Origin of the sequence: Pseudomonas sp. FFUP_PS_473, from assembly GCF_002858665.1 — a bacterium.
GTDB lineage: Bacteria > Pseudomonadota > Gammaproteobacteria > Pseudomonadales > Pseudomonadaceae > Aquipseudomonas > Aquipseudomonas defluvii.
This window is the reverse complement of sequence record NZ_PJQQ01000060.1, coordinates 1-12818: the sequence shown is the minus strand read 5'-3', so window position 1 is coordinate 12818 and position 12818 is coordinate 1. Positions and strand designations below refer to the sequence as shown.

At 55.9% G+C, this 12818-nt stretch carries 11 protein-coding genes and 1 pseudogene; all 12 read left to right on the top strand.

What is annotated here, in order from left to right; genetic code table 11:
• The coding region (locus CYD26_RS24105; RefSeq protein ID WP_145991822.1) for a calcium-binding protein at positions 1–1474 on the top strand (1474 nt) is incomplete at its 5' end.
• A 158-nt stretch (positions 1475–1632) separates the two neighbouring features.
• Positions 1633–3354, top strand: a complete 1722-nt coding sequence (locus CYD26_RS24100; RefSeq protein WP_102053851.1) for a type I secretion system permease/ATPase — start codon at positions 1633–1635, stop codon at positions 3352–3354.
• Positions 3355–3373: 19 nt separating this feature from the next.
• Positions 3374–4693, top strand: coding sequence for an HlyD family type I secretion periplasmic adaptor subunit (locus CYD26_RS24095; protein ID WP_102053850.1), 1320 nt, complete (start codon positions 3374–3376; stop codon positions 4691–4693).
• Position 4694: 1 nt separating this feature from the next.
• The gene (locus CYD26_RS24090; RefSeq protein WP_102053849.1) at positions 4695–6038 is read left to right on the top strand and encodes a TolC family outer membrane protein; all 1344 of its coding nucleotides are present in this window, start codon (positions 4695–4697) and stop codon (positions 6036–6038) included.
• Between the two features lie 320 nt (positions 6039–6358).
• Positions 6359–7915 carry a methyl-accepting chemotaxis protein gene (locus CYD26_RS24085; RefSeq protein ID WP_102053848.1) on the top strand — a complete coding sequence of 519 codons (1557 nt, stop codon included), beginning with the start codon at positions 6359–6361 and terminating at the stop codon, positions 7913–7915.
• Between the two features lie 795 nt (positions 7916–8710).
• Positions 8711–9112 carry an antitoxin Xre-like helix-turn-helix domain-containing protein gene (locus tag CYD26_RS24075; protein WP_102053847.1) on the top strand — a complete coding sequence of 134 codons (402 nt, stop codon included), beginning with the start codon at positions 8711–8713 and terminating at the stop codon, positions 9110–9112.
• On the top strand, positions 9112–9801 hold the full coding sequence (locus CYD26_RS24070; RefSeq protein ID WP_102053846.1) for an RES family NAD+ phosphorylase: 690 nt from the start codon (positions 9112–9114) through the stop codon (positions 9799–9801). Before CYD26_RS24075 ends, CYD26_RS24070 begins: the two co-directional genes overlap by 1 nt.
• A gap of 120 nt (positions 9802–9921) precedes the next feature.
• A pseudogene (locus CYD26_RS24065) lies at positions 9922–10425 on the top strand (IS5 family transposase); the annotation flags it as partial.
• Between the two features lie 706 nt (positions 10426–11131).
• Positions 11132–11506 (top strand): hypothetical protein, encoded by a 375-nt coding sequence (locus CYD26_RS24050; RefSeq protein ID WP_178081735.1) that lies wholly within the window; start codon positions 11132–11134, stop codon positions 11504–11506.
• A 7-nt stretch (positions 11507–11513) separates the two neighbouring features.
• On the top strand, positions 11514–11786 hold the full coding sequence (locus CYD26_RS24045) for a CopG family ribbon-helix-helix protein (RefSeq protein ID WP_015060662.1): 273 nt from the start codon (positions 11514–11516) through the stop codon (positions 11784–11786).
• Complete coding sequence (locus CYD26_RS24040) at positions 11786–12061, top strand: type II toxin-antitoxin system RelE/ParE family toxin (protein WP_102053845.1); 276 nt, start codon at positions 11786–11788, stop codon at positions 12059–12061. Before CYD26_RS24045 ends, CYD26_RS24040 begins: the two co-directional genes overlap by 1 nt.
• A 26-nt stretch (positions 12062–12087) precedes the next feature.
• Positions 12088–12288 (top strand): hypothetical protein, encoded by a 201-nt coding sequence (locus CYD26_RS24035; protein WP_145991821.1) that lies wholly within the window; start codon positions 12088–12090, stop codon positions 12286–12288.
• Positions 12289–12818 lie beyond the last annotated feature (530 nt).

The window sequence follows — 12818 nt, the reverse complement described above, 5'->3', positions numbered from 1 at the left end:
CGCTGACACTGCACTGACCACTGCCGAAGGCGCTGCCGCTGCCGCCGATACCGCAGTTACAGATAAAACCACTGCGCTGGATAACGCTAATGCTGCACTGACCACTGCCCAAGGCGCTGCCGCTGCCGCCGATACCGCAGTTACAGAAAAAACCGCTGCACTGGCTACTGCTGAAGCAGCACTGTCCACTGCCGAAGGCGCTGCCACTGCCGCCGCCGGCGTAGTTACTGACAAAACCGCTGCACTGGCTACCGCTGACACTGCACTGACCACTGCCCAAGGCGCTGCCGCTGCCGCCGATACCGCAGTTACAGATAAAACCACTGCGCTGGATAACGCTAATGCTGCACTGAGCAATGCCGAAGGCGCTGCCGCTGCCGCCGCCGACGCAGTTACAGATAAAACCACTGCGCTGGCTACCGCTGACACTGCACTGACCGATGCCGAAGGCGCTGCCGCTACTGCAGCAGGCGTATTTGCAGACAAGAACACTGCCCTAGGTAACGCAAACGAAGTTTTGGCTGACGCCAACACCTCACTGGACGCTGCCGAGTCTGCTCTGAGTGCCGTCAACGAGGACACCGTTCTGCAGCAACTGGCTGACGAGCTGTTCAAAGGCAACGACACCTTCATCGTGACCGACACCAGCGAAAGCTTCATTCACGCTGGTGCAGGCGACGACCGCATCACTGGCAACATCGGTGATGACGTGCTGTATGGCGATGCTGGCAACGACATCGTCAACGGTGGCAAAGGCAACGATCAACTGTTCGGCGGCCTGGGTAACGACAAGCTCTACAGTGGCGACGGTAACGACTTGCTGACCGGTGACGAAGGCGACGACCTGCTGGACGGCGGCAACGGCAACGACACCCTGCTGGGTGGCGAGGGTAACGACACTCTGCTGGGCGGCGCAGGCAACGACTGGCTGGAAGGTGGTGCTGGCAATGACACCCTCGACGGCGGTGCTGGTAACGACGTGCTGCTGAGCGGCGAAGGAAATGACATCCTCAAAGGCGGTGTCGGCAACGACATCCTCGTCGGCGGCCTGGGCCAAGACACCCTGACCGGCGGCGCGGGTCGTGACCTCTTCATCTTTGAAGCTGATGACTCCGTTGCTGATGCCGATGGCAAGACTATCGACACCATCACCGACTTCAACGTGAACGAAGACACTATTGCCTTCAACCACCTTGGTTTCGATCTGGACAGCAATTCGGTTCAAACCCTGAAAACAGGTAACGGCAACAGTGCCTCCTATGCTTCGTTGCTCGAAGCCGCCAACGTTCTGTTTGAATCGTCCGACGGTAGCGTCAAAGCGGTCATCGGCTACGACAAAGGTAATGCCTATGTATTCGTCGACACTGACGTTACTGCTGGCGCCGACGCAGCCATCAAGCTGGTCGGTGTCAAAGGCGATGCCAACATCGGTGCCATCAAGCTGGTCAGCGATAACTACAGCCTGAGTGCATAAGTGCAGCTGTTAGAGAGCACTCGGCGAGGGCTGTAACGCCTCGCCAATCAGGCCGCTACCTCAGTAGCGGCCTGACTTTTTCCGCCACAAGGGTAAACCCTCCTTGCGGCTAACGATTTTTCGGACTGGCCCAAGGGCGGGTCTGAGGTAATAATTTCATGTCAGCGCTACCCAAAACCGAGCTGGAACAGGCTCTTGCCGTCTGTAAGGGCAGCTTTCTCTCAGTCGGTTTCTTCAGCTTTTTCGTCAACCTGCTGATGCTGGTTCCCTCCTTCTACATGCTTCAGGTCTATGATCGCGCAGTGGGTAGCGGCAGCCTATCGACGCTGCTGATGCTGACCCTGATCATGCTGTTGTTGATGGTGACGCTCGGCAGCCTGGAGTGGGTGCGCTCACGGATCATGGTGCGCATCAGCACGCGCCTGGAAACCCTACTCGGCCAGCGGCTGTTCGATGCCAGTTTCAAGCAGGCCCTCAACACCGGCGGCATGAACGCGTCAGCTCAACCTCTGAGTGACTTGAGCAGCCTACGCCAGTTCCTCACGGGTAACGGTCTGTTCGCCTTCTTCGACACGCCGTGGATTCCGATCTACCTGGCGGTGATGTTCATCTTCCACCCTTGGTATGGCTGGATGGGTGTCATCAGCGCCCTGCTGCTCGCCGGCCTGGCGTACATCAATGACAAGCTCACCCATGGCCCGCTACATGCGGCCAACCGTGAGCATATGGCCGCCACCAGTTTCACCAACAAAAGCCTGCGCAACGCCGAAGTGGTCGAATCCATGGGTATGCTTGGCCATCTGCGCCAACGCTGGAGCGCACGGGTGTACAAAGTGCTATCCCTGCAAAGCTCGGCCAGTGATCGGGCGGGCGCCATTTCGGCAATTTCCAAGACCTTCCGTCAGATCGTGCAGTCGCTGGTACTCGGGCTCGGCGCATACCTGGCCATCCAGCACGAGATCTCCTCGGGGCTGATGATTGCTGGCTCTATCCTGCTGGGCCGCGCCCTGGCGCCAATAGACCAGTTGATCGGCGCCTGGAAGGGCTTTGTCAGCGCCCGCTCGCAGTATGCGCGCCTGCACGAACTGTTGGAAAAAATCGCCGCTGAGCCACAACGCATGTCACTCCCAGCACCCGAAGGGCGTGTAGATGTCGAGAGCCTGACCGTCGCGCCACCAGAAGGCCGCAAGGCGATCATTCGTGGGCTGACCTTTCGCGTGGCCGCCGGGGAGTCAGTAGGGATCATCGGCCCAAGCGGCTCGGGAAAGTCCACCCTGGCCCGTGCGCTGCTAGGTATCTGGCCATCCTTGACCGGTACCGTGCGCCTTGACGGCGCCGACATAGCCCAGTGGCGACGAGACGAGTTGGGTCAGTACATCGGCTACCTGCCTCAGGACATCGAACTGTTCGAGGGCACCATCAGCGAAAACATTTCACGCTTCGGTGAGTTGGATGCTGAAGCAGTAGTCGCAGCGGCACGCATGGCAGGCGTCCATGATCTGGTACTACAACTGCCCGACGGCTATGACACCCTGATCGGTGCAAATGGCGGTGGGCTGTCCGGCGGCCAACGCCAACGCATCGGACTGGCCAGGGCGCTGTACCGTCAGCCGAGGTTGGTGGTGCTTGATGAACCCAACTCCAACCTCGACGACGTGGGCGAAAAAATGCTTGCTCAAGCCCTGCATAAGCTCAAACAAAGCGGTGCCACTGTATTTGTGATTACTCACAGACCCAGCGTCCTGACCCATGTCGACAAGCTGCTGGTCCTGAGCAATGGCGAGCTGGCCCTGTACGGGCCGCGCAACCAGGTTTGGGCAAAACTGCAAAGTACGCAACAGGGTACCGCCAGCGCACAACCCGCTTCTGCGCAACGATAAGGTCTAGAAAAGTCATACCATGCAAAACTCCCTGCCCTTATCCCAAGATGCCGCCAAACTGCCAGTGGACGACCACCCCACTCGGCGTATCGGTTACCTCATTCTATTGCTGACGTTCGGTCTATTCGGCAGTTGGGCGACACTCGCCCCACTGGACAGCGCTGCGTTAGCCCCAGGCGTGGTTACCGTCAAAAGCTATCGCAAGACCGTGCAACACCTGGAAGGTGGCATCGTCCGCGAACTGCGCGTGCATGATGGTGACCAAGTGAACACCGGTGATGTGCTGCTGGTGCTGGACAATACTCAAGCCCGCTCCGAAATGGAGATGATGCGCAGCCAACTGATTGCAGCACTGGAACTTGAAGCACGTCTAGTGGCTGAGCGCGATGGCCTACCAGAGCCCCTCGCGGTACCGGACCTGAACGCTGATGATCCACGCGTGCGTGAAGCCCATGACAGCGAAGCGAGGATATTTCAGACTCGACGCACCTCGCTGCAGGGAGAGATCGGTTTACAGGAACAATCGATCGGACAGATCGAGCAGCAGATACGCGGTTTCAAGGCGATCATCGCCAGTAAGCAAACACTGGCCCGTTCCTATGAGGAAGAAATCGTCGACCTTCGCGCCCTGCTAGACGAGGGCTATGTAGACAAATTGCGCCTACGCGAACAGGAGCGCAGCCTTTCCCGGCTGCAGGCAGAAGTGGCCGAGCATCAATCAGAAAGTGCCCGTGCCGTCGTACAGATCGGTGAAGCCAAGCTAAAGATCATGCAACTGAAAAAAACGTTCGCCAGTGATGTTGCCGAACAGCTAGGTGAGGCGCGCACCAGAGTCTATGACTTGCGAGAACGGCTTGCCACAGTGCAGGATCGCGATCAACGCACCGAAGTTTTGGCCCCGGAATCGGGCATGGTCATGGGGATGACCGTCCATACCGTCGGTGGCGTGATCAGCCCCGGAACACCCTTACTGGATATCGTTCCAGCCAGTGAAGAACTGATCGTTGAAGCCCAAATCTCGCCGATTGATATCGACCGGGTCGCAGTAGGGCGTCCGGTGGACATCCGTTTTAGCGCTTTCAAGAGCAGTACCACACCGGTAATCGGCGGACGGTTGATCCAGATTTCGGCTGACCGCCTGACCAACAAAGACAATGGTGCCAGCTATTACCTTGCTCGCGTCGCAGTAACCGACGAAGGCCGTAAAGCCCTAGGCAACCTGGCCCTGGTGCCGGGAATGCCAGCAGAGGTTCTGATCAATACAGGCGCACGCACACTACTGCAGTACCTGATGCAACCCGCGACAAATGCGTTCGCCCGTTCGTTGATCGAGGACTGACATGAGGCGTTTTATTGCACTGTGCCTGTCCTTGCCACTGAGCGCTCTCCCCATCTGTTCAAGTGCAGACGAGGCCCGACCAAACTACGTGGATCTTTGGCAACTGCAACAGGAAGCCCGCGGCGCTGATCCACGTGTACTCAAGGCCCAGGCCCAGGTACGGAGTGGCGAGGGGCGAAAAGACGAGGCCTTCGGCCAACTGCTGCCACAACTCAATGCAAACGGAAGCTTTAACCGTAGTCGGCGCGACGATAACTTGAGCCGCACCGAATACAATGGCAAGCGCGCAGCAATTGCACTCAACCAAGTGATCTATGATCCGCAGGCCTGGCGTAGCTATCAGAAGTTTTCAGAGCTCGCGAAGCAGAGTGAATACGACTCTGCAGATGCTCAAGTACTGAGCAGTATCGATTTGACTGAACGCTATTTCGCCGTACTTGCTGCCGAAGACGAACTATCCCTCGTACAGAAGGAACGGGAAGTCACCCAGCACAACCTAGACCGGGCGACACGTCTGCTTGCTGACAAATTGACGACCATCACCGACAAGCTGGATATAGAAGCGCGCCTGAACAAGCTTGAGGCTGATGAAATCGAGGCTCAGAACAAGGTTCAGACCAGCCGCGAAGCCATCTCCGAGCTAGTGGGCCGCGACGTTCAGGAGCCACTGAAACGGATTGGCGACGAGCCAGCGTTTAGCCTGCCAGCTCAGCAGATGAACTACTGGGTCGAGGCAGCCCTGCAAAACAATCCAGCTTTGCAGGCCCGCGAACACAGTGTGAATGCCGCTGAGGCAGCCGTAGGAGAGGCCAAAGCCAGGCACCTTCCTCGCCTCGGGCTGAACCTAAGTGCGCAGCGTAGCGACATCGGCTACGAAGGCACCCTGACTCCACGCTCGGACAACATGGTCGCATCACTGGACCTGCAAGTGCCGCTGTTCAGCGGTGGCTCCACCAGTGCCCGGGTCGTGGCATCTGAAGGTGATAAGGACGCAGCTCAGCAAGAGCTGGAAGCCCTGCGCCGCGAGGTAGTCAAGGAAACCCGCTCAGCTTATATCGGCATCACAGCGGGGCTCAGCCGGATCAAGGCAACCCGGCGAGCGCTCTACTCGGCCAGCGCTTCGCGACAGGCAACCGAAAAAGCATTCCAGTATCATCAAAAGAACGCCGCCGATGTACTGGACAGCATCCAGGATGAATTTCGTGCCAGGCGCGACCTCTACCAATCCCAGTACAAGTTCATCACTAATCTTCTGGTCCTTCATCGCTGGAGTGGCCGACTGGCCGATGCCGACATCCAGAGGGCAAACGACTGGCTTGTTGCACCTTTGGATGGCCTGAAGTAGGCCGATACTTCTTGGCCACTTCACTATCAGCGTTTCAATAATTAAAGCAAGTTACAGATTTTTGGGTCGCGGTAGGAATGGCAGGTGACTGCCATTCCTACCGCGACCTTTTTACTTGGCTCTCACATCAGAAAAAACAATATTCTCTCTTGCTTGAGGCCGAATCCTCGTGGGGATGTACGGATCTGTCAATTATTTGACCGCTACATGTTTCGTCAAAGTGTAGTCAAAGTGGCGTAGATTGAGGGTAGGCATATCCCATCACTTGGGCATGTGATTATCTGCCTGCTAGTAAACATCATTTATTGCTTGGAGCATGTATGTTTGGTTGGATCAGTGATATCCGTGTGGGCGCGAAACTTTGTCTTGGCTTCGGCCTGGTATTGATGCTTACTACCCTGCTTGTCTTCACGGGCTGGACAGCAATTAATAGTCTTGATGAGCGAGGCCTCAAAATAGAGAGCATTGCTCGCGTCGCCGAGATGGCAAAGGACTTGCGAATTCATCGCTTGCAGATGGAGCTAAATCCCAAGGGCGATGGTGCCCAGTTGATCCTTCAGACGCTTGAGAAACTAACTGGGCATTTGAATATTGCACGTGCTCAGCTGACCACGCCCAGCGATTTGGCGCTGATTGACCAGCAGATAGCCGCGGTTAAGGTGTACCGAGATGCCCAAGGCACCTTAAACCAGGAGGGTGTCGATCTGACTCCGGTGTTCGCCCGAATGGGTGTGCAAGGCGACATCCTGCTCAATACCACCCAGCAGTTGATAGCGTCACAATCCACCAAGCGTCATTCCGATTCGTCTTTTGCTAAAACCCTGCTTGTTAGTATCGCTGCGCTGGCGTTGCTGCTCGGCGTCGTCGCGGCTTGGATCATTACCCGGCAAATCGTTACACCGTTGCAGCATGTCCTTAAAGACGTCGATCGTATTGCCTCCGGTGATTTGAGTCAGGATTTTGAGGTCAGTCGCCGCGATGAGTTGGGGCAACTGCAGAGAGGCCTACAACAGATGACCACCAGTCTTCGCGAACTGATTGGCGGTATCAGCGCTAGTGTCATCCAGATTTCTAGCGCCGCCGAAGAGTTGTCAGCCGTCACCGAGCAGACCAGTGCTGGTGTGAACAGCCAAAAAGTCGAAACTGATCAAGTTGCTACTGCCATGAACGAAATGAGCGCCACAGTGCAGGAGGTAGCGCGTAATGCTGAAGAGGCCTTTGACGCCGCCGCTGCCGCAGATCAGCAAGCTCGAGAGGGTGACAAAGTTGTTGGAGAGGCTGTGGCTCAAATCGAACGCCTAGCTATCGAAGTCGGCAACTCCACTGCGGCTATGGGTAATCTCAGAGAGGAAAGCAGCAAAATCGGCGGTGTGCTCGATGTTATTAAGTCGGTCGCACAACAAACCAACTTACTCGCTCTCAATGCCGCCATTGAGGCAGCGCGAGCAGGTGAAGCTGGGCGAGGTTTTGCTGTAGTTGCCGATGAAGTTCGTAGCTTGGCGCAGCGCACCCAGCAGTCCACCGAAGAAATTGAAAAGCTGATCTCTAGCTTACAAAGCGGCACCCAGGAAGTGTCCGACGTTATGGATAGCAGCCGTGTATTGACTGACAGCAGTGTTGAATTAGCCCGTCGTGCCGGGACATCACTGGAAAATATCACCCGAGCGGTGTCTACCATTCAGTTGATGAATCAGCAGATTGCCTCAGCTGCTGAACAGCAGAGCGCAGTGGCGGAAGAGATCAACCGTAGCGTGCTCAACGTGCGTGATATCTCTGAACAAACTGCTGGCGCCAGTGATGAGACGGCTTCATCAAGCATTGAGTTGGCACGCTTAGGTCATGAGCTTGACGGTTTGGTTAAACGTTTTCGGCTATAAGTCTGGTCGAAAGCGTGGAAACAAATAAAGGTGCCGGGGGGAATTATGGTAAGCCGCAATGGTTAGCGGGACGTGCCTATGTGTGCGGCATATAAAAATCCCCCTCCCTTTTCTCTCCCGTGCGCGAGGGGCATCAGCCTGAGCCATTTTAGCGAAGATGCGACGTAATTGCATAAGTTGCGTAACTTACATAACTATTTCGGTTTATGTAATCACCACGCTTTCGCTTGCATAAGTTAAATAACTTATGCTGCTCATCTATAATATTAGCTCAATGTTGGCAATCTAAAGGCATCCGATGTTCTAGAGCCGTATCGACGTTGCGCTACAGAAAGGCAGCGAGTTGGAGCCTGTCGGGTGGCTTGCTGTTGGATCAGAATCCGTTTTCAAGCCGAGTCGGTCGTTTTCTACTTATCATGGTTAAAAAGTGCGCCGATCACCCATTCGATGCGATCAGTGGTTGGCCAGAACGAATGCGAATAGTGATTTTCTGCGACTTCGAAGACGCCTTAGAGGCGTTGCAGGCTGCGCGCGCCAAGGCAACGCATCATCGATGCGGTCAATCAGTTCGACCAGTAGTTTAATGCTGGCAGCCTTGAGGTCTCGCCCAAACAGTGGGCACACCTGGCGTCCGCCGTCATGCTTGTTCAGGACAAGATCCGCACCTCCTAATCTTTAACAGCAGCAACTAGTCGCTGGTGGGTCATGAAACTCAAAGCTCCGCTCGGCAATGCTTTGCTCCTACAGACTCCGAATGGTAAATTATGATTCTGCAGACTCAAAAAAGGTGGCGCTATGTCAACTGCACTCAAAGCACAGCCGCTCACTAAGAGCCAATGCGTGGTAGGGCTGCGTGCCGCACTGCGGATTCTGGAAAAGTGGAAAGCTTCCAGCGACCAGGCTTGCAAGATTCTGCGCATCTCTCGCAGCACGTACACGCGGGCTAAACAGGTAGGAGAGTGGGCAGTGAGTCTGGATCAGGACCAGATGCATCGCATCAGCTTCGTTCTAAACATCCACGCCGCGCTACGTACCGTTTTCGACAACCCTGAAAACGCCTACGGTTTCCCGACAATGGACAACCGAAACGAGTTCTTCAATGGCCGTAAGCCGATCGACATCATGGCTCAAGGCGACATGATCTCCTTGTACGAGACAGCCCGCCGCATTGACGCTCTGCGAGGCGCGCAATGGTAATGCTGAGCTCGCTTCCGGTACTACCACCGGTCGGTGCCATTCAGGCGCACCGGCTGGTGAACTCCAAATTCCCGCCGATCGACCTATTTAACGATGTGGCCGATTCCGCTGAATTCGAGGCGCTTTTCAAGATTCAGGCCTTGACCAATCCTCGACTATTGAATGAGGTGGGTCGACTGGAGCTCATTCCACTCGCAGAGATCCCCTTCGGCATTGCCGGCTGCTCGTATGCTGCGGCGCCCTTCACCCATGTGAATCCCGCCGGTTCGCGATTTAGCAACGGTAGCTATGGCGTCCTGTACCTTGCAGACACAGTGGATACCGCCATCGCCGAAGTTCGTCATCACCAGGAACGCTATTGGTCCAACGTGGACGGGCTCAACTACGACCGTTTCGTGTTCCGTGGTTTGCTCTGTAGCTTCACAGATGATCGCAATGTGGACGCAACCGGTTTGGCCCTTTCAGATCCGATCTACGCCCCTGATGACTACAGTGCCTCCCACGTGCTCGGTAGCGCCGTCAGGGACAATGGCGTGCCAGGCCTGCGCTACAATTCAGTTCGCTCTCCCGGCAACCAATGTTGGGCTTTGATGACACCACGCAATGTCACCTCGATCATCCAGGCGGCGCATTATGAGATGATCTGGAGCAACTCGATCATCGGTGTAAACCGCATCTTGAATGCCTAGCCTGTTGGCGTTGATTGAAAACTGACGTGCCGTGGTAAGGCTCGTCGACATCTCCAGGTCTCTATAATTGAGCCCAGCCGCGTGCACCTTGATCAGCACCCGGTGCGGGCTTGGTTGTTGATGAGCTTTTCCGACTTTGAATACGCTGGCAAGCGCAAGCAAACCCGCCGTGAGCGCTTCCTTGCCGAAATGGATCAGGTGGTGCCCTGGAGTGGTTTGTTGGGGTTGATCGAGCCGTATTACCCGAAGGCTGGTGGTGGCCGTAAACCGCATCCGCTGGAGACCATGTTGCGCATCCATCTGCTGCAAAACTGGTTCTCGCTGAGCGACCCGGCCATGGAAGAAGCGCTTTATGAAATCACTTCCATGCGTCAGTTCGCACGCCTGAAGCTCAGCGCGCCGATCTCCGAAGACACCACGATCATGAACTTCCGGCACTTGCTGGAGAAGCATAAATTGGCGCCTGCGGTCTTGGCTGTCATCAACGGTTACTTGCAGGAAAAAAGTCTGTCCCAGCGCCAGGGCACTATCGTCGATGCCACGATTATTCATGCTCCCAGCTCAACCAAGAACGAGGAAGGCAAGCGTGACCCTGAGATGCATCAGACCAAATGTAACCAATACTGTGTGTCACGAACACAGGTCGTATGACCTGTGATGCTGTACCGAAGATGGAAGTAGGCCTTCCGAAGTCAGCTTGCAGGAGCAGGCTTCAAACTACCCGGTGCTGCTGCATCCAAAAGGTGCGGTGGTGAGCGACCGAGGAAAAGTCATCCCATGATGATGGCAGGTGAGTATGGAGAAGATGACCCACTGACATCAGGCTAGGGTATAGCTCAACCTGACGGCACGCTTGACGGCGCATAGCTATTCACTATTATTAACAATAAATCGAATTTACGCAGATATACGCAGATATACGCAGAATAAATCACCAGGGATAGACCGATGAACCATTCCAGCCCATTGACTCTCCTGGATGCTACCTATCGCGATTCTGCGTGGGAACGCGCTGCCAACTACGAGAAGGAAGAGCGACCAATCTGCCCATTGTGGTCAAGGGCGCAGTGGATGTCGTGTTCCTCCGCTCACCTTCAGCGCACCTGGTTGTGGCCGGGGAAAACCAGGAGGCCATTCGTAGCATCAAGACCCGATTGGAGGGTGACAAGCTAGTCATCGATCAGGAAGGCATTTCCATCAGCGGGGGGTGGCAATATTCATGTTTCTGGCACCGGCAACATTTTTGTGGGTGGAACGATCAATGTCGGTGGACGCCAGAGCAGTGTCACGATGCAGTTCAAAGGACGTTGTATTGTCGGAGTCGCACTGCTTGAAGCACCAAGTATCCGCTCAAGGGCAGTGGCGACGTGACCCTCTACGACCTTCAAACGCCGATGGCCGCTTCGATATTGCTCGTGCCAACTTACGCAGTACGGCCACCGAGGCCGTGCAGGTCGTTGAACGTCAGCACGGCGCACAGGCGCTGGAGCAGAAGGGTTGCAAAAAGGTGACGCTGGCCACTTCGTTGCTTACCGGCTCTGACGCGTCGGAATGGCAGGCCAACAAGCTCAAGAATAATGGTGATGAGGTCGGTGCACACCAGGCCAGCGAAGATGCCGTCACTCTGCGCCGGATGGCATCGGAGGCGGCTGTTACCGAGCGCCGGCAGAGCATCCACCTTGTACCGCCAATTGATCAGGAGTAACCCCATCATGGCAACCACCGCGAAAACCCGATCCGTCACGGCTCACGTCCCTGTGCAACTGGCCGAAAAGGTCGATTTGATGGCGGAGCGCCTGGAACGCTCCAAGAACTGGATCGTCAAACAAGCTCTATCGGCCTGGATTGACCAGGAGGAAGAGCGCAGTCGCCTGACCCGCGAGGCCTTGGCCGATGTTGACGCTGGCCGAGTGATTGACCACCAAGCGGTTCAGGCCTGGGCTGATAGCCTCAGCACCGACACTCCGTTGCCGGTACCGCGCTGATGGAGTTGAAGTGGACAAGCAAGGCACTTTCCGACATTGCCCGGTTGTACGAGTTTCTGGCAGCGGTGAATCAGCCTGCCGCCGCCCGCACCGTACAACAACTAACGGCTGCGCCGACCACGCTGCTGGCCAACCCACGCATTGGCGAACGTCTAGAAGAGTTCGAGCCACGGGATGTACGCCGAATTCAGGTCGGTCATTACGAGATGCGCTACGAGATTGTGGATTCCACCATTTACCTGCTGCGTCTGTGGCACACCCGTGAGGATCGCTGACATGGAAAGCCCCGTTGCCCCCTCACATGAAGTCATCATGGACACTGATGGGCAGCCTGCTGCCGAGGACGCTAGGTCGCATCCTCTTGCAACCCGTCCCGCAAGGCGGCAGCCATATCTCCTACGAGATTGTTGACCTACCAGATGGCCGCTTTGAGGAGCGCAAGGCGCACATGGAGTCGTTGATCAAGATTGTCATGGCAGCCTTTGAGAAGGGCCGCCGTTAGCCGCTCATCGCGGCCTGGTTGATCAAAGATCGGCACCGTTCCAGTCGCTGTGCGCCCTTCTAGGACCGTGTAAAACCTCAAGTCCATAGTAGGGCTGCTTGAACCTTCACGACGCTGAGCTAGGCTCCTGCGCGCTCCGGTGATCCAGTCCATGGCTGGCAGCCTCGGTGTTGGGTTATAAAAAAACCCCTCTCGGTCATACCGGAGGGGTTTGTATGGTTAAAAACGAGTGATCAAGTGATGCTTTTGACACTCTCCGTTCTGCACGATTGCAGCTTTACTGGTTTGGGTGCACCGGAAATGTCCGGAAACTTTTTCGCAGCCTGATACGTTCGGCCCTGGGCCCACTTAGGTTGGTTTTTTAGTTTCATGTGCTTCAGCCATTTTTAGGCCGAGTTCGGCCCTGGCTCAAAGCCATGTTTCGCGAAATTTCGCGTTTTGAGCGATCCGCTCGGGGGTGTCAGAAATTTTGTGTTCGGGCATAACATGAGTAAGAGGTGCATGTATGCCAACCAAAAAGAAACCCCTGC

Bases quoted from the DNA above. Each gene is read 5' to 3' on its own strand.
- CYD26_RS24100 (WP_102053851.1), top strand. From the start codon at position 1,633: ATGTCAGCGCTACCCAAAACCGAGCTGGAACAGGCTCTTGCCGTCTGT.
- CYD26_RS24095 (WP_102053850.1), top strand. From the start codon at position 3,374: ATGCAAAACTCCCTGCCCTTATCCCAAGATGCCGCCAAACTGCCAGTG.
- CYD26_RS24090 (WP_102053849.1), top strand. From the start codon at position 4,695: ATGAGGCGTTTTATTGCACTGTGCCTGTCCTTGCCACTGAGCGCTCTC.
- CYD26_RS24085 (WP_102053848.1), top strand. From the start codon at position 6,359: ATGTTTGGTTGGATCAGTGATATCCGTGTGGGCGCGAAACTTTGTCTT.
- CYD26_RS24075 (WP_102053847.1), top strand. From the start codon at position 8,711: ATGTCAACTGCACTCAAAGCACAGCCGCTCACTAAGAGCCAATGCGTG.
- CYD26_RS24070 (WP_102053846.1), top strand. From the start codon at position 9,112: ATGCTGAGCTCGCTTCCGGTACTACCACCGGTCGGTGCCATTCAGGCG.
- CYD26_RS24045 (WP_015060662.1), top strand. From the start codon at position 11,514: ATGGCAACCACCGCGAAAACCCGATCCGTCACGGCTCACGTCCCTGTG.
- CYD26_RS24040 (WP_102053845.1), top strand. From the start codon at position 11,786: ATGGAGTTGAAGTGGACAAGCAAGGCACTTTCCGACATTGCCCGGTTG.
- CYD26_RS24035 (WP_145991821.1), top strand. From the start codon at position 12,088: ATGAAGTCATCATGGACACTGATGGGCAGCCTGCTGCCGAGGACGCTA.